Annotated in this window: 14 protein-coding genes and 1 other RNA gene; 5 read left to right on the top strand and 10 right to left on the bottom strand. The window is 65.8% G+C overall.

The window, feature by feature from the left end:
• From mraY to rsmI, 9 genes are all read right to left on the bottom strand, one after another.
• Positions 1-1,083, bottom strand: a complete 1,083-nt coding sequence (mraY, locus tag HU751_RS13275) for a phospho-N-acetylmuramoyl-pentapeptide-transferase (RefSeq protein ID WP_028689742.1) — start codon at positions 1,081-1,083, stop codon at positions 1-3.
• Positions 1,083-2,450, bottom strand: coding sequence for a UDP-N-acetylmuramoyl-tripeptide--D-alanyl-D-alanine ligase (locus HU751_RS13270; RefSeq protein WP_186731943.1), 1,368 nt, complete (start codon positions 2,448-2,450; stop codon positions 1,083-1,085). The genes mraY and HU751_RS13270 overlap by 1 nt, the downstream gene beginning before the upstream one ends.
• Positions 2,443-3,906 carry a UDP-N-acetylmuramoyl-L-alanyl-D-glutamate--2,6-diaminopimelate ligase gene (locus HU751_RS13265; protein ID WP_186731942.1) on the bottom strand — a complete coding sequence of 488 codons (1,464 nt, stop codon included), beginning with the start codon at positions 3,904-3,906 and terminating at the stop codon, positions 2,443-2,445. The genes HU751_RS13270 and HU751_RS13265 overlap by 8 nt, the downstream gene beginning before the upstream one ends.
• Positions 3,906-5,633, bottom strand: a complete 1,728-nt coding sequence (locus HU751_RS13260; protein WP_162232950.1) for a peptidoglycan D,D-transpeptidase FtsI family protein — start codon at positions 5,631-5,633, stop codon at positions 3,906-3,908. Before HU751_RS13260 ends, HU751_RS13265 begins: the two co-directional genes overlap by 1 nt.
• Positions 5,633-5,926: a cell division protein FtsL gene (ftsL, locus tag HU751_RS13255; RefSeq protein WP_028689746.1), complete on the bottom strand. Its 294-nt coding sequence runs from the start codon at positions 5,924-5,926 to the stop codon at positions 5,633-5,635. The genes HU751_RS13260 and ftsL overlap by 1 nt, the downstream gene beginning before the upstream one ends.
• Complete coding sequence (rsmH, locus tag HU751_RS13250; RefSeq protein ID WP_435767514.1) at positions 5,923-6,870, bottom strand: 16S rRNA (cytosine(1402)-N(4))-methyltransferase RsmH; 948 nt, start codon at positions 6,868-6,870, stop codon at positions 5,923-5,925. The genes ftsL and rsmH overlap by 4 nt, the downstream gene beginning before the upstream one ends.
• A complete protein-coding gene (gene mraZ / locus HU751_RS13245) occupies positions 6,867-7,322 on the bottom strand; it encodes a division/cell wall cluster transcriptional repressor MraZ (RefSeq protein WP_011535546.1) in 456 nt (151 codons plus the stop codon). The genes rsmH and mraZ overlap by 4 nt, the downstream gene beginning before the upstream one ends.
• 309 nt (positions 7,323-7,631) lie before the next feature.
• An RNA gene (gene rnpB, locus HU751_RS13240) (RNase P RNA component class A) lies at positions 7,632-7,991 on the bottom strand.
• A 67-nt stretch (positions 7,992-8,058) separates the two neighbouring features.
• On the bottom strand, positions 8,059-8,934 hold the full coding sequence (gene rsmI / locus HU751_RS13235; RefSeq protein WP_186731941.1) for a 16S rRNA (cytidine(1402)-2'-O)-methyltransferase: 876 nt from the start codon (positions 8,932-8,934) through the stop codon (positions 8,059-8,061).
• A gap of 188 nt (positions 8,935-9,122) precedes the next feature.
• On the opposite strand from rsmI, the gene HU751_RS13230 reads away from it, so the two are divergent.
• The 5 genes from HU751_RS13230 (at position 9,123) to HU751_RS13210 (ending at position 12,844) form a co-directional block, all read left to right on the top strand.
• Positions 9,123-10,940 (top strand): penicillin-binding protein activator, encoded by a 1,818-nt coding sequence (locus HU751_RS13230; RefSeq protein ID WP_186731940.1) that lies wholly within the window; start codon positions 9,123-9,125, stop codon positions 10,938-10,940.
• A complete protein-coding gene (locus HU751_RS13225) occupies positions 10,940-11,311 on the top strand; it encodes a YraN family protein (protein ID WP_186731939.1) in 372 nt (123 codons plus the stop codon). The genes HU751_RS13230 and HU751_RS13225 overlap by 1 nt, the downstream gene beginning before the upstream one ends.
• Before the next feature lie 87 nt (positions 11,312-11,398).
• On the top strand, positions 11,399-11,992 hold the full coding sequence (locus HU751_RS13220; RefSeq protein ID WP_050703840.1) for a phosphoheptose isomerase: 594 nt from the start codon (positions 11,399-11,401) through the stop codon (positions 11,990-11,992).
• A complete protein-coding gene (locus tag HU751_RS13215; protein WP_050703839.1) occupies positions 11,989-12,567 on the top strand; it encodes a BON domain-containing protein in 579 nt (192 codons plus the stop codon). The genes HU751_RS13220 and HU751_RS13215 overlap by 4 nt, the downstream gene beginning before the upstream one ends.
• Positions 12,568-12,625: 58 nt before the next feature.
• Positions 12,626-12,844 (top strand): YgdI/YgdR family lipoprotein, encoded by a 219-nt coding sequence (locus HU751_RS13210; protein ID WP_028689754.1) that lies wholly within the window; start codon positions 12,626-12,628, stop codon positions 12,842-12,844.
• Positions 12,845-12,908: 64 nt separating this feature from the next.
• Here HU751_RS13210 and HU751_RS13205 read toward each other — a convergent pair whose 3' ends face one another.
• A complete protein-coding gene (locus tag HU751_RS13205; protein ID WP_225933320.1) occupies positions 12,909-15,905 on the bottom strand; it encodes an autotransporter outer membrane beta-barrel domain-containing protein in 2,997 nt (998 codons plus the stop codon).
• Between the last annotated feature and the right edge of the window lie 131 nt (positions 15,906-16,036).

The raw sequence follows: 16,036 nt of genomic DNA, 5'->3' as shown, positions 1-16,036 counted from the left end.
TTACCTCAGTTTCAGGGTGGCAAGGCCAATCAGCACCAGAATCACGGTGATGATCCAGAAGCGGACGATCACCCGTGGCTCGGGCCAACCCTTGAGTTCAAAGTGGTGGTGGATAGGCGCCATGCGGAACACGCGCTTGCCGGTGAGCTTGAACGACGCCACCTGGATGACCACCGACAGGGTTTCCATCACGAACACGCCGCCCATGATGAACAGGACGATCTCCTGGCGGACGATCACCGCGATGGTGCCCAGGGCCGCGCCCAGCGCCAGGGCGCCGACGTCGCCCATGAACACCTGGGCCGGATAGGTGTTGAACCACAGGAAGCCCAGGCCGGCGCCGATCAGCGCGCCGCAGAACACGATCAGCTCGCCCGCGCCCGGCACGTACGGGATCAGCAGGTATTCGGCGAACTTCACGTTACCCGACAGGTAGCAGAAGATGCCCAGGGCACCGCCGACCATCACCGTCGGCATGATCGCCAGGCCATCGAGGCCGTCAGTCAGGTTGACCGCGTTGCTCGAACCGACGATGACGAAATAGGTCAGCACGATGAACCCGGCACCCAACGGAATTGCCAGGTCCTTGAGCATCGGGATGATCAGCGTGGTCTCGACGCTGGTCGGCGCGGTCTTGTACAGGAAGATCGCCGCGGCCAGGCCGAACACCGACTGCCAGAAATACTTCCAGCGGCTCGGCAGGCCACGGGAGTTCTTCTCGATCACCTTGCGGTAGTCGTCGACCCAGCCGATGGCGCCGAACGCCAGGGTGACGATCAGCACCACCCATACGTAGCGGTTGGTCAGGTCGGCCCACAGCAGGGTGCTGATGGCGATGGCCGACAGGATCAGCGCGCCGCCCATGGTCGGGGTGCCGGATTTGGACAGGTGCGATTGCGGGCCGTCGTTACGCACGGCCTGACCGATCTGGCGGATCTGCAGGGTACGGATCATCCACGGGCCCAACCACAGGGCCAGGGACAACGCGGTCAGCACACCCAGGATCCCGCGCAGGGTCAGGTATTGGAAGACCGCGAAGCCCTTGTGGAACTGTTGCAGATACTCAGCCAACAGCAGCAGCATTAATGTTTCTCCCCGCTGGCACCACACAGTGCGGCCACGACGTTTTCCATCGCAGCGCTGCGCGAGCCCTTGATCAAGATAGTGGTATCGCTGGTATTCTCGGCGCCAACGGCAGCGATCAGCTCAGCTTGAGTAGCGAAATGGCGGCCATTGGCGCCGAACGCCTTGACTGCATGGGCCATGTTGGTGCCCACCGCGTACAACGCGTCGACCTTGCCGCGGGCGTAGTCGCCCACCTGGCGGTGGCCTTCCTCGGCCCATTGTCCCAGTTCGCCGATATCCCCGAGCACCAGGACGGTGCGTCCGGAAAAGCCGGCGAGTATATCAATGGCGGCGCACATCGAGGTGGGATTTGCGTTGTAGCTGTCGTCGATGACCCGCACGCCGCAGGGCGCAATCTGCGCCACGGTGCGGCCCTTGACCGGTTGCACGGCGGCAAGGCCCGCAGCGATGCCGCTCAGGCTCAGACCAACGGCATGGGCGGCGGCGGCGGCGGCCAGGGCGTTGCTGACGTTGTGGGTGCCGAGCAGGTTCAACTGCACCGGGACGCTGCCGCTCGGACCGTGCAGGGTGAACGACGGGCAGCCACGGGCGTCGCGCCCGATGTCGCTGGCGTGGAAGTCCGCTTGCGGGTTGTCCAGGGCGAAACTGAAGATGCGGTGAGCGCCCGCCCGCTTGCGCCAGATCTCGAACGCCTTGTCGGCCAGGTTGAGGATGGCCGTGCCGCCCTCGCCCAGGCCTTCGAGGATCTCGCCCTTGGCTTCGACGATCTTCTCCGGACCACCGAACTCGCCGACGTGGGCGGTACCGGCGTTGTTGATGATCACCACCTGCGGCCGGGTCAGGCCGACGGTGTAGCGGATCTCGCCAATGCGCGAGGCGCCCAGCTCGATCACCGCGGCGCTGTGCTCCGGAGCGATCTCCAGCAAGGTCAGCGGTGCGCCGAGGTCGTTGTTCAGGTTGCCCCGGGTGGCATGCACCGGCCCGCGGGTACGCAGGATCGCGGCGAGCATTTCCTTGACCGTGGTCTTGCCACTGGAACCGGTGATGGCCACCACCGGCTTGTCGAAGGCGGCACGGTTCAACGCGCCGAGCTGACCGAGGGCGACGCGACAGTCGGCGACCAGCAGCTGCGGCAGGTCGACACCGGCGACTTCGCGCTCGACCAGCGCGGCGACCGCGCCCTTGGCCTTGACGTCGGCCAGGTAGTCGTGACCATCGAAGCGCGGGCCGGTCAGGGCGACGAACAGTTGGCCGGCAGCGACGGTGCGGCTGTCGATGCTCACGCCGGTGAAGCTGGCGTCGGCACCTGCTAGGCGCGCACTCAGGGCGCCGGTCAGTTGGCTGAGGATCATCGGCTTAAGCATGTGGCGCCTCCCAGGCTGCAAGTGCCTTGTCGGCTTCGACCAGGTCGGAGAAGTCATGGCGCTGGCCATTGATCTCCTGGTAATCCTCGTGCCCCTTGCCAGCCAGGACGATCACGTCGTCGACACTGGCACTGGCGATCAGTTGGGCAATGGCCGCGCCACGGCCAGCGACGAACGCTACGGCAGCAGGCTGAGCGAATCCGGGGCGAATATCGTCGAAGATCCGCAGGGGATCTTCGCTACGCGGGTTGTCGTCGGTTACCAGCACACGATCGGCCAGGCGTTCGGCCACTTCGGCCATCAGCGGGCGCTTGCCGGCGTCACGATCGCCACCACAGCCGAACAGGCACAGCAGCTTGCCGTGAGCGTGCGGGCGCAGGGCTTCGAGTACTTTTTCCAGGGCATCCGGGGTGTGGGCGTAATCGACCACCACCAACGGTTTGTCACCGCCGCCCAGGCGCTGCATGCGGCCGACCGGCCCATGCAGTTGCGGGGTGACCTTGAGAATTTCGTCCAGCGGGTAATCCAGCGCCATCAGCGTGGCTACCGCCGCCAGCATGTTGCTCAGGTTGAAACGCCCCAGCAGGCGGCTGCGCAGCACATGCTCGCCCTGCGGGGTGACGATCACGGCGCGCACGCCATCATCGTTGAAGACAGCCTCTTTGCAGAACAGCGTCGCCGCCGAATCCTGCAGGCTGTAGCTGATCAGGCGCGATGTGGCTGGAGCGTCTGCCAGGCGACGCCCAAACTCATCATCCAGGTTGACCACCCGGGCGCGCAGGCTTGGCCAGGCGAACAACTTGGCCTTGGCGGCCTCGTAGGCCTCCATGCTGCCATGGTAGTCCAGGTGGTCGCGGGACAGATTGGTCATCACTGCGATATCGAAATCGAGCGCGGCCACCCGGCCTTGCTCGAGCGCATGGGACGACACCTCCATGGCCACGGCCTTGGCACCCGCACTCTTCAGGTCGGCGAGGGTCGACTGCACGGCGATCGGGTCGGGCGTGGTCAGGCGGCCACTCTGCAGCTCACCGTAGAAGCCGGTGCCGAGGGTGCCGATCAGGCCACAGCGCTTGCCCAAGGCGTCGAGCGCCTGGCCCAGCAGCTGGGTCACGCTGGTCTTGCCGTTGGTACCGGTCACGCCGATCAGGTCGAGCTGACGGCTCGGCTCGCCATAGAAGCGCCCGGCGATCTGCGACAACTGGCCAATCAAACCCTTGACCGGAATCAGCGGCGCATCGGTGAGCGGCAGCACGCTGGCGCCCTGCTCTTCATAGGCCACCGCGGCGGCGCCACGGGCCAGGGCATCGGCGATGTGCGCGCGACCATCGACCTTGGCCCCCGGCACGGCCAGGAACAGGTCGCCTGGACGCACGGCGCGGCTGTCCAGGGTCAGCTCGCGGATCAACGGATCGCGGCTGGCATGGGCGAACAGTTTGCTCAATGGCATCGTCATCAACCTCGCCCTCCCTTGGCGGGTACTGCGCTGGCTTGCTGCGTCGAAGGCGGCAGGTTGTCCGGCGGTACATTCATCAGGCGCAAGGTGCCCGACATTACTTTGCTGAATACGGGGGCCGAGACCAGGCCGCCGAAGTAGCCGCCCTTGCTCGGCTCGTCGATGACCACGACGATGGCGTAGCGCGGGTCGCTCATCGGGCCGAAGCCGGCGAACAGCGAACGGTAGGCGTTCTCGGTGTAGCCCTTGGAGCCGACGGTGGCCTTGCGCGCGGTACCCGACTTGCCACCCACGTGATAGAACGGCACCTGGGCGCGGAACACCCCGCGCGGCGCCTCGATCACCTGCTGCAGCATGGCCTGCACGGTTTCGGCGGTTTCCTTGGGGATGGCCTGCACGGCTTCCGGCGCCTTGTCGACCTTGAGGATCGACAGCGGCACCATCTTGCCGTCGTTGGCCAGCGCGGCGTAGGCATGCACCAGTTGCAGGGCGGTCACCGACACGCCGTAGCCGTACGACAGGGTCGCGGTCTCGGCCTTGCGCCACTCGCGGTGGTTGGGCAGGTTGCCGACGCGTTCGCCTGGGAAGCCCAGGCCGGTGTACTGGCCCAGACCGACCTGGGACATCACCCGGTAGATGGCCTCGCCACCGATATCGAAGGCGATCTTGCTCATGCCGACGTTGGACGAGTTGATCAGGATGCCCGTCAGGTCGAGGATCGGGCCCTCGCTTCTGGACACGTCCTTGATGGTGTAGCGACCAATTTGCAGGCTGCCCGGATACACCTCGACCTTGTCGGTGGGTTTCCAGCGGCCGCTCTGCAGCGCGGCGCTCATGGAGATCGGCTTGACCGTCGAGCCCGGCTCGAAGACGTCGATGATCGCCCGGTTGCGCATGGCCGCCGGGAACATGCTGCGACGGTTGTTCGGGTTGTAGGTCGGCTGGTTGACCATGGCCAGGACCTCGCCGGTCTTGACGTCCATGATCACCAGGCTGCCGGCCTTGGCTTCCTGTTCGGCGATGGCGTTGCGCAGTTCGCGGGTGGCCAGGTATTGCAGACGCAGGTCTATCGACAACGCCAAGGTCTTGCCGGCCTTGGCGTTCTTGGTTACCTGGATGTCCTTGATCAGCCGGCCGCGCCGGTCCTTGATCACCTGCCGCTTGCCGGGCACCCCGGCGAGCCATTCGTCGTAGGCCAGCTCGACGCCTTCACGGCCATGGTCGTCCAGATCGGTGAAGCCGACCATGTGCGCGGTGACGTCGCCGGCCGGATAGAAGCGGCGGAACTCTTCCAGGCCGTACACGCCAGGCACCTTCAGGTCGAGCACGTGCTGGCCCTGCTCCGGGGTCAGGCCGCGGACCAGGTAGATGAATTCCTTGCTGGCCTGCTGGGTGAGGCGCTCGGTCAGCTGCTGCGGGTTCTGCCCGAGCGCGGCGGCCAGTTGCGGCCAGCGTTCCTTGGCCGCCTGCATTTCCTTGGGGTTGGCCCACAAGGTAGTGACCGGGGTACTGACGGCCAGCGGCTCGCCATTGCGGTCGGTGATCAGGCCACGGTGCGCGGGAATGGGGATATGGCGCAGGCTGCGGGCATCGCCCTGACCCTTGAGGAAGTCACGGTCGACCACCTGCAGGTCGATGATGCGCCAGCAGATGGCACCGACCATCAGCGCCAGCAAGCCGATCACCACCCTGAACCGCCAGGGGTAGAGCGCGCCCTCGAGCTTCATCATGGCGCCACCATCCGCACTTCGTCAGCAGCGGGCACGCGCATCTTGAGCTGCTCGGAGGCCAGGCTCTCGATACGGCTGGAGGCGGTCCAGGTGCTTTGCTCGAGGATCAGCCGGCCCCACTCGGCCTGGGCCTTGTCGCGCTCGCTCAGCTCACCGTACAGGGTGTTGAGCAGCTGGCGATTCCAATGGGCACTGTAGGAGACGGCAATGGCCGAAATCAGGACGGCGACGAACAGCAGAAGCATCAGGAAGCTTCCGCCTGGCAAAGGTTTGGCAAACAGCCGGCTCACCGCAACTTCTCCGCCACCCGCATCACGGCGCTGCGCGATCGCGGGTTGGCCTTGAGCTCGGCTTCGGAGGCGAACTGCGCCTTGCCGATGAGCTTGATCTTCGGCTCGAAGGTCTTGTGCTGCACCGGCAGGTTGCGCGGCAGGTTGTCTGCCTCGCCCTTGACCAGCTTGCGCATGAACAGTTTGACGATACGGTCTTCCAGCGAGTGGAAGCTGATCACCGCCAGGCGGCCGCCCACTTCGAGGGCATCGAGCGCGGCTTCAAGGCCCGTCTCGAGGTCACCCAGTTCGTTGTTGACGTGAATGCGCAAGCCCTGGAAGGCGCGGGTTGCCGGGTTCTTGCCCTTTTCCCAGGCCGGGTTGGCGACCTTGAGCACTTCGGCCAGGTCGGCGGTACGGGTGAACGGCTGCTTCTCGCGACGCTCGACCACGGCACGCGCCATGCGCCCGGCGAAACGCTCCTCGCCATACTCCTTGAACACACGGGCGATTTCCTCGACCGGCGCAGTGGCGATGAACTCGGCGGCGCTGATGCCCTGGTCCGGGTTCATGCGCATGTCCAATGGGCCGTCGTTGAGGAAACTGAAGCCACGCTCGGGGTCATCGAGCTGCGGCGAAGACACGCCCAGGTCAAGCAGGATGCCGCTGACCTTGCCTGCCAGGCCGCGCTCGGCCACCTCGGCGCCCAGCTCGGCAAAGCTGCGCTGCACAATGACAAAGCGGCCGTCTTCGGCCGCCAGCGCTTGCCCGGTGGCAATCGCCTGTGGATCCTTGTCGAACCCCAGCAGCCGCCCTTGCGGCCCGAGCTTGCTGAGGATCAGGCGGCTGTGGCCGCCGCGCCCGAAGGTGCCGTCCAGATAGCAACCGTCGGCGCGCAGGGCCAAGGCCTCGACGGCTTCGTCGAGGAGGACGGTGATGTGGTTGAAGCCGCTATCTATGGTCACAGGATCAGGTCACGCAAATCATCGGGCATGGCGCCCGGTTGTTGAATAGCTGCAAGGTCGGCTGCCGAAACCGCGTTCCAGGCGTCCTCATCCCACAGCTGGAATTTGTTCAGCTGCCCCACCAGCATCGCCTTCTTGTCCAGCTTGGCGTACTCACGCAGGCGCGGCGGCACCAGGAAACGCCCACTGCCGTCGAGCTCCAGGTCAACCGCGTTACCGATCAGCAAACGCTGCAGGCGACGGTTTTCCTCACGCAACGACGGCAAGGCGCGCAACTTGGCTTCTATCTGTTCCCACTCATCGAGGGGATAAACACACAAGCAGGGGTCAACGGCGTCGATGGTCACGATCAGTTGACCATTGCAACGCGAATCGAGCTCGTCACGGTACCGGCTCGGCATGGCGAGACGGCCCTTGGCATCGAGGCTGACGGCGTTGGCTCCGCGGAACACGGCTGCGATTCCCCACAATGTTAGCTTTTTTGTGTCAGAAAACCCACTTCATCCCACTTTCTGCCACTTGCGCACACTATAGGAATCCGCCCGCCACACCGTCAAGGCACGTTCATAAGGAAATCCCTTACAGGACGGCGATTTAGCTCAACAAAGGAAGGTGGAAGGATTGCCGGAGAAGAAAACTGACGGGAAAAATCAAACACACTCAAGCGGATAGAGTGCGAAGTTAAAGTGATTTATTAAGAGTAAGAATTTTTCGGTATTACCAGGACGCTTCTGCTATCGATTCAAGCAGGGAGGGAAGAGGTGGAGAGTCGATCTGTAAGCCGGGTTTTGTCGAGGACAGTCATTCCTCTACGACGGCCATCACTGGACGCCTCTAGCAACCTACCCGGTTCCGACGCGGGCCACGCCGTATGGAACCCTATTTGGTCTTGCTCCGAGTGGGGTTTACCTAGCCACGGACTGTTGCCAGCCGTGCGGTGCGCTCTTACCGCACCTTTTCACCCTTACCGGCACCGAAGTGCTTAGGCGGTTGTTTTCTGTGGCACTTTCCGTAGGCTCGCGCCTCCCAGGCGTTACCTGGCACTCTGCCCTATGGAGCCCGGACTTTCCTCCCCCGCCTCTTGCGGAACAAAAGACGGCAGCGACTGTCCGATCGACTCTCCGCCGACAAGGTTACCGGTAGGCGCGCCCAAGAACAAGCGATGTGACAAACAATGTCATTACGCCATTAATGGGTTTTCTGTTTTTCCAGCGCCAACTGGTAGAGCAGGTTCTTGCGTACCCCGGTAATCTCGGCCGCCAATGCCGCGGCCTTCTTCAACGGCAGCTCGGCCAGCAGCAAGTCCAGCACGCGCTGGGCCTCGGCGCTGATCGCCTGCTCGCCCTCCGGCGCGCTCCAACCAGCTACCAGCACCACGCACTCGCCACGCTGCTGGTTGCTGTCGCCCTGCACGAACGCGCGCAGCTCGGCCAGGGGCAACCCCTTCAGGGTCTCGAAGGTCTTGGTGATCTCGCGGGCCAATAGCGCCGGACGCTCGCCGCCGAACACCGCCTCCATGTCTTGCAGGCACTCGAGGATGCGATGCGGCGCCTCATAGAAGATCAGCGTGCGCGGCTCTTCCCTGACCTGCTCCAGGCGCGCCCGGCGCCCGGCGGCCTTGGCCGGCAGGAAGCCCTCGAAGATGAAGCGGTCCGACGGCAGCCCCGCCGCCGACAGCGCAGCGATCAACGCACAGGCGCCGGGCACCGGCACCACCTGCACCCCGGCGGCCCGCGCCTGGCGCACCAGGTGATAGCCCGGGTCGGAAATCAGCGGCGTGCCGGCATCGGACACCAGCGCCACATCGTCGCCGGCCAGCAGGCGAGTGATGAAGCGCCCGCCTTCGTCGCGCTCGTTGTGCTCATGGCAGGCCGCCAGCGGGGTGTCGATGCCGAAATGCTGCAGCAGGCGCACCGAGTGACGGGTGTCCTCGGCGGCGATCAGGCTCACGTCGGCCAGCACCTTGAGCGCCCGGGCGCTCATGTCGTCGAGGTTGCCGATGGGCGTGGCGACGACGTACAGCTTGCCCAACGTGGATTTCGAAACCCCTGCAACATCAGTCACTGCGCACACCTGCTTTCCGGATCAAAGGTCGCATTGTAGCCCGAGCGCCGGTAACAGGGCGCAAAGAACTTCACCCCCGGCGCAGCCGGCGGCCACCTATAGTGAAGGATCAGTGTCGACGAGATCGCGCCCCGCCCCCCGCTTGGGTACAATTGCCGGCCAACTTGATCGAGTAACAGGACCTTTACATGATCGCTTGTCTGCGGCTGCTCACAGCCCTCTGCCTCGCTGCCCTGCTGGCAGCCTGCGCCAGCTCGCCCTCATCCAGCCTGGGCGAACTGCCGCGCACCCCGGACGCCAGCATCGAGCAACTGCTCGAGAAGGCGGCCTCCAGCAAGTCCGCCGAGGACGCGGCCCTGCTGCGCCTGAGCGCCGCGGACCTGGCATACAAGCAGAAGGACTTCCCGCGCGCGGCCCGGATCCTCGAGCAGGTCCAGCTGGAACCGCTCAAGCCCGCCCAGCAGGTGTTCGCCTCGACCCTGGCCGCGGAACTGGCCATGAGCCGCAACCAGCCCAAGGCCGCCCTGACCGCCCTCGGCCACCCGAGCCTGCAGCGCGTCGGCGAACTGCCGGCCGAGCAGCAGGCACGTACCTACAGCGTCCATGCCGCCGCCCTCGAAGCCGACGGCCAGGCCCTGGCCGCCGCCCAGCAGCGCGTGCTACTGGCGCCGCTGCTCAGCGAGCAGGCCGCCGCCGCCAACAACGACGCGACCTGGGCCCTGGTCGCCTCGCTGCCCGCCGAACAGCTGCAGCAGCCCGCCGCCAACGAGACCCTGGCCGGCTGGACCAGCCTGGCCCTCGCCGTGAAGCGCGCCGGCACCCTGGAGCAGCAACAAGCCGCCATCGACAGCTGGCGCCAGCAACACCCCGAGCACCCGGCGGCCAGGCAACTGCCGACCGCCCTGGTCAAGCTCAAGGAATTGGCCAGCCAGCCGCTGACCAAGATCGCCCTGCTGCTACCTCAAGAGGGCCCGCTGGCCGGTGTCGCCCGCGCCCTGCGCGACGGTTTCATGGCCGCCCACTTCCAGGCCCAGCAAGGTGGCCAGCCGGCCCCGGCCGTGCAAGTGTTCGACAGCTCGCGCATCACCTCCCTCGATGACTTCTACCGCCAGGCCCAGGCCGCCGGCGTGCAACTGGTGGTCGGCCCGCTGGAAAAACCGCTGGTCAAGAAACTCGCCGCCTACCCGCAACTGCCCATCACCACCCTGGCCCTGAACTACGCCGACGCCGGCCAGAAAGCCCCGCCGCAACTGTTCCAGTTCGGCCTGGCCGCCGAGGACGAAGCCCGCGAAGTCGCCCGCCGCGCCCGCGCCGACGGCATGGTCCGCGCCGTGGCCCTGGTGCCGAGCGGCGAGTGGGGCGACCGCGTGCTCGCTGCCTTCCGCCAGGATTGGGAAGGCAATGGCGGCACCCTGATCAGCGCCCAACGCATTGCCCAGCCGGTCGCGCTCGCCCAGCAGATCGCCGACCTGTTCCAGCTGCGCCAGAGCGAAGGCCGCGCCAAGAGCCTGCAGAGCACCGTCGGCGGCAACATCGCCGCCCAGCCTTCGCGCCGCCAGGACATCGACTTCATCTTCCTCGCCTCGACGCCGCAACAGGCCCAGCAGATCAAGCCGACGCTGAACTTCCAGTACGCCGGCGACGTGCCGGTCTACGCCACCTCCAACCTGTACAGCGCCAGCGGCGACGTGAACCAGTACAACGACATGAACGGTATCCGCTTCTGCGAAACGCCGTGGCTGCTGGACAGCAGCAACAGCCTGCGCCAGCAGGTCGTGCAGCAGTGGCCACAGGCCGCCGGCAGCCTCGGCCGCCTGTATGCCATGGGCGTCGACGCCTACAGCCTGGCGCCACGCCTGGGCCAGCTCAAGGCACTGCCGGACAACCGCGTCGAAGGCCTGTCGGGCAGCCTGAGCATGAACGCCAGCCAGCGCGTCGAGCGCCAGCTGCCATGGGCCGAGTTCGCCGGCGGCCAGGTCAAGCGCCTGCCGGACACGCCGCGCTGATGCCCGGCGCATCGCCCAGCCACGCCGGCCAGGCCGCCGAAGACCACGCCCTTGAGTACCTTCAGGGGCAAGGTCTGCGGCTGCTGGCGCGCAACTGGCGATGCAAGCGGGGCGAGCTCGATCTGGTCATGCTCGATGCCGATACAGTAGTATTCGTCGAAGTCCGCTACCGGTTGCATGCGGAGTTCGGCGGAGCGCTCGCCAGTATCGATGGGCGCAAGCAGCAGCGACTGGCGCTGGCCGCCAACCTCTTCCTGCAGCAAGCGCCCCGCTGGGCCACCCACCCCTGCCGTTTCGACGTTGTCGCCCTGCAGGGCCAGGGACATGCGGGGCAACCGCTTCAATGGCTGAAAAACGCCTTCGAATGCTGAACCCAATTCGATTTTCTAGCTCTATGTTTCGCGGGCTGGTCACTGTTGCGCGTAGCAAAGGCCACCGCCCCTCTTAAGGTCACCCAGATGGACATGCAATCCCGAATCCGCCGACTGTTCCAGAACAGCATCGACACCAAGCAACAGGCAATGGACATCCTGGCACCCTACATCGAGCAGGCCAGCCTGGTCATGGTCAACACCCTGCTTAACGACGGCAAGATGCTCGCCTGCGGCAACGGCGGCTCGGCCGGCGACGCCCAGCATTTCTCGTCGGAGCTGCTCAACCGCTTCGAGCGCGAGCGCCCGAGCCTGCCGGCCATCGCCCTGACCACCGACAGCTCCACGCTCACCTCGATCGCCAACGACTACAGCTACAACGAAGTCTTCTCCAAGCAGATCCGCGCCCTGGGCCAGCCCGGCGACGTTCTGCTGGCGATCTCCACCAGCGGCAACTCGGCCAACGTGATCCAGGCGATCCAGGCCGCCCATGACCGCGAAATGATCGTCGTTGCCCTGACCGGGCGCGACGGCGGCGGCATGGCCTCGCTGCTGCTGCCCGAGGACGTGGAAATCCGCGTACCCTCGACCGTGACCGCACGCATCCAGGAAGTCCACCTGCTGGCGATCCACTGTCTGTGCGACCTGATCGACAGCCAACTGTTCGGGAGTGAAGAATGATCTCCAAGCGTCTCGGCCTGATGGCCCTAACCCTGTGCCTGGGTGTCTCCGGGTGCAGTTCCGTGCTGACCTCGACCCGCAACTCGCCGATCGAGGACGACCGCGGCACCCGCACCATCGGCAGCAAGATCGACGATTCGCTGATCGAGACCAAGGTCTCGGTCAACATCGCCAAGGCCAACCCGGAGCTGGACAAGGGCTCGCACATTGTCGTCAGCAGCTACAACGGCGTGGTGCTGCTCGCCGGCCAGACCCCGCGCGCCGACCTCAAGTCCCTTGCCGAGCAGACCGCCGGCCAGGTACAGCGGGTCAAGAAGGTGCATAACGAGCTGCAGGTGATACAACCGTCGTCGATCCTGGCGCGCAACAACGACGCCTGGCTGACCACCAAGATCAAGACCCAGATGCTGACCGACGAAAGCGTCCCCAGCTCGCGCATCAAGGTGATCACCGAGAACGGTATTGTCTACCTGCTCGGCCTGGTCCGGCAGCAGGAGGCCAACGCCGCCACCAACGTGGTGCAGGGCGTGTCGGGCGTGCAGAAGATCGTCAAATTGTTCGAATACATCGACTGACAACCCTTCGGCGGGCGTCATGACGCTCGCCTTTTCCCTCTGATCCAGGAAGTTCCCCATGAAAAAGCTGCTGCTGCCTGCCCTGCTGATCGGCGCCTTCGCCACCCTGGCCGGCTGCTCCACCCCGAGCGTGATCACCCTCAACGATGGCCGCGAACTGCAGACTACCGACACTCCGCACTTCGACCGCAACTCCGGCTTCTACGAGTTCAAGCAACTGGACGGCAAGCCGACCCGCATCAACAAGGACCAGGTGCAGAGCATCAAGGACCTGTAATTGCGAATGGCTGTTCAAGCAAAACGCCCGATGCACAGCATCGGGCGTTTTGCTTTTCAGGGCCTCAGAACGCCCAGTCCAGGGTCAGGCCGACCCCGTGGCTCTTGTCGCGGCTACCCAGCAGTCCGTTGTAGTCGAGGTTGACCCGGGCCTGACGCCCCAGGCTGATCCCCGCCCGTGCGCCGACCACCGCCGCATCACGGTCCAGGGACAGCGCCTGGACCTTGTAGGTATCGCCCTGGCCGGCAAAGGCCAGGTGCTGGTCGGACCCGGTGGAGCTCAGGTTGTGCTGCCAGCCCAGGGTGGCGGAAAGCTCCACCGCCTGGCCGCTGGACAACTGCAGCTGCTTGCCGGCGCGCATGCCCAGGGTCGAGAGCCAGGCATCACGGTTATCCCGCCCCCCCTCAAGCGCGGCGGCGCCGCCATGTTCCTTGAAGCTGTCGCTGGCGATATGCACATAGGCCAGGTTGGCGAACGGCTCCAGGGCCATGCCCGGCACCGCGACCTTCCAGGCGGCCTCGCCGAACACCTGGGTGCTCTGCGCATCACGCTTGCTCTTCTGGCGATCGCTGACCTCGTTGTACTGCAGCTCGCGCTTGGTCTCGATGCGGTGCCAGCTGTGGCTGCCGCCCAGGCTCAGGCGCACCTGCTCCAGTTCCTTGCCGGCATAGGCACCCAGGTGGTAGCTGTCGACGCTGGCCGAGGAATGACGACCATCGCCCATGCTCAGCGAGCTGTCGCTGTAGCCGGTGAAGACGCCGAGGCGGGTGTCCTCGCTCATCTGCCCATCGACACCCAGCAGCATGCCGCCGATCGAACTGCTGTAGCGCGCATGCCCGGAGTCACCGTCGGCCTTGCCCCAGGCCCCCAGGGCCTTGACCCACAGGCCGTTGCCCTGGCCGTCCAAGGCCGGAGCGGCGGCGACGCCCTGCTGGCGGGTACGCTCGCCCACGGCGTCGCGCAACTGGCGGCTGTCGTTGAGCAGCAGGTTGCCCACCGCCGGGTGGATCTCACCGGACAGCTGATCGAACGCCTGCCGAGCGCTACCGGCATCGGCCGACAACAGCAGGCTCTCGTAGACCGGATTGCCCGCACCGAGCCGATCGGCGGCCGCGGCCACCGAACGCTGGTTGGCGGTCAAGCCGACACTGGCGAAGCTGGCGCTACGTTGCACCGCCAACTGCACCCCGGTGCCGGTATAGGCCAGGCCACCACCGAGGAACAGCAGGTTGGACTGCACAGCGGCAAAACCGCCCTGCACGCCGCCTGCGGCCTGCAGGATGTCGAACTGACGCCCCACCAGACTGGTTGCCTGCTGGGACTGCAGCGAAACCCCGGGGTTCTGCAGGTCCAGGGCCAGGTTCGCACCGTTTACCGAAACCGTGCCATCGCTGACCAGACGGTCGGCGCCAGTGGCATCCACTTCCACGGCATAGGTCGAGCCCGGCTGGAAGGTCACGTCGGAGCCCACGCGCAGGGTGCCGATGGAGTTGCCTGGCGCCACCACGCCACCACGGTTGACCACCAGCGCGCCGATCCGGCCATTGCCACCCAGCACGCCGCCGTCATTGACCGTCACCGTCGATTGCAGCGAGCCATTGACCGCCAGCCGCCCCTGGTTGACCAGGGTTGGACCTGCGTAGGTGTTGTTGCCGGTGAGCACCAGGGTACCGATGCCCTGCTTGGTCAGGCCGCCATGGCCGGAGATATCGTTGCTCCACAGGTCCAGCACGCAGCTGAGGTCGTTGCAAAGCCGCTGGGTCGGCCTGCCGGCATCGACCACGGCGCCGACACCCGGCAGATCGACCACGAACTGGCTCGGGCCGTAGCCACCGGCGATGCGGAACTCCTCGGGGATATCCTGCTCGGTGACCAACATGCCCGGACCGCGGATCCCCTTGTCCAGGTTGATCATGCCCCAACCGTACAAGGCATCGATACCGGGCGCGCCCATGTCGGTGGCGGTGGTGCGCAGCACGCTGGCGATCTGTGCGCCGCTCATGTAGGGGAAGCGCTCCATCAGCACCGCCGCCGCGCCGGCGGCATGGGGTGCGGCCATGGACGTGCCGTTCTTGTTGGCGTAGCCCTGGGTCAGGTCTTCCAGGCTGGTACCGCCGATCACCGCGCTGTAGATCCGGGTACCGGGAGCCGAGACGCAGAAGCTTGCGGTATAGCCGCAACGGGAAGAGAACGTGCTGGCCAGGTACGGGTTGGCGCTGCTGGTGTCGGGGTTCTGCTGCAACGCCGCCACGGTCATCCAGTTCGGGGCGATGTCCGGGACGAAATAACCCAGGCCGGCAATCGCGTCGGGGTTGTTCAGGTTGTAGTCGTTGCCGGCGGCGAAGATCGTCAGGACTCCACTGCGGGCGGCGGCGATGGCCCCGTCATAGGCGCCGCCGGGCAAGGTACCCAGCAGCGGCTGGATCTGCGCGAACTGTGCCCGCGCATCGTCCACAGTGAAATGCGGGAAGTCCGGATTGCGCCCGCCCTTGGCGAAGCGGTCGGTGATGCCGATGCCCCAGCTGTTGTTGATGATCCGCGCGCCGCTGGCCACCAGGCTGTCCCAGCCGGCCTTGTACACCGCGCCATCGTTGCCCAGGACGATGCCGTCCTCGGGACCGGGGTCGCCGTTGTCGGCGCTGATGATCTGCGCAGCGTAGGCCACGCCATGCATCGACTCGCCGTCACGGTTGCCGGCGGCGATCCCGCCGACGTGGGTGCCGTGGGAGCCGAGCTTGCCGTCCGAGCCCACCGACGGGCTGCCGTCATAGCGGAACGCATCGCCGGCCTTCACCGGAATGTAGGGGTCGGTGTACTGGCGGATGCCGCTGGTGACCAGGGTCACGATCTTGTCCTTGCCGGCGAACTCGGGGTGCGGGGCATATACCGGCTGGTCGAAGATCCCCAGCTTCACCCCCTTGCCGCTGTAGCCGGCGGCATAGGCGCTGTCGGCGTGGATCGCCCCCAGCCCCCAGTCGGCCTTGAACTCGCTGCTGCGCCAGCTGCTGGCGTCGCCCAGCCGGCCACTCTCCACGTAGGGCGCGGCCTGGGCCGTGCCCATCAGCGCCACCCAACCCACCAATGCCCGCCCCAACGGGGCCAGGGCCCAGCCCTGCGCGAGTGCGCTGTCATCCTTTCTGACTTGCTTCACTACAACCTTCCTTAGTTTTGTTTTGGTTTAGTACCGCGTTG

Origin of the sequence: Pseudomonas peradeniyensis (genome assembly GCF_014268935.2) — a bacterium.
GTDB lineage: Bacteria > Pseudomonadota > Gammaproteobacteria > Pseudomonadales > Pseudomonadaceae > Aquipseudomonas > Aquipseudomonas peradeniyensis.
Note: the sequence above shows the minus strand (reverse complement) of the source record. Positions and strands in the feature narration are given on the sequence as shown.

Excerpts from the sequence above, each read along its gene's own strand:
- mraY (WP_028689742.1), bottom strand. The coding sequence starts at position 1,083 with ATGCTGCTGCTGTTGGCTGAGTATCTGCAACAGTTCCACAAGGGCTTC.
- HU751_RS13270 (WP_186731943.1), bottom strand. The coding sequence starts at position 2,450 with ATGCTTAAGCCGATGATCCTCAGCCAACTGACCGGCGCCCTGAGTGCG.
- HU751_RS13265 (WP_186731942.1), bottom strand. The coding sequence starts at position 3,906 with ATGACGATGCCATTGAGCAAACTGTTCGCCCATGCCAGCCGCGATCCG.
- HU751_RS13260 (WP_162232950.1), bottom strand. The coding sequence starts at position 5,633 with ATGAAGCTCGAGGGCGCGCTCTACCCCTGGCGGTTCAGGGTGGTGATC.
- HU751_RS13230 (WP_186731940.1), top strand. The coding sequence starts at position 9,123 with ATGATCGCTTGTCTGCGGCTGCTCACAGCCCTCTGCCTCGCTGCCCTG.
- HU751_RS13225 (WP_186731939.1), top strand. The coding sequence starts at position 10,940 with ATGCCCGGCGCATCGCCCAGCCACGCCGGCCAGGCCGCCGAAGACCAC.
- HU751_RS13220 (WP_050703840.1), top strand. The coding sequence starts at position 11,399 with ATGGACATGCAATCCCGAATCCGCCGACTGTTCCAGAACAGCATCGAC.
- HU751_RS13215 (WP_050703839.1), top strand. The coding sequence starts at position 11,989 with ATGATCTCCAAGCGTCTCGGCCTGATGGCCCTAACCCTGTGCCTGGGT.
- HU751_RS13210 (WP_028689754.1), top strand. The coding sequence starts at position 12,626 with ATGAAAAAGCTGCTGCTGCCTGCCCTGCTGATCGGCGCCTTCGCCACC.
- HU751_RS13205 (WP_225933320.1), bottom strand. The coding sequence starts at position 15,905 with ATGGGCACGGCCCAGGCCGCGCCCTACGTGGAGAGTGGCCGGCTGGGC.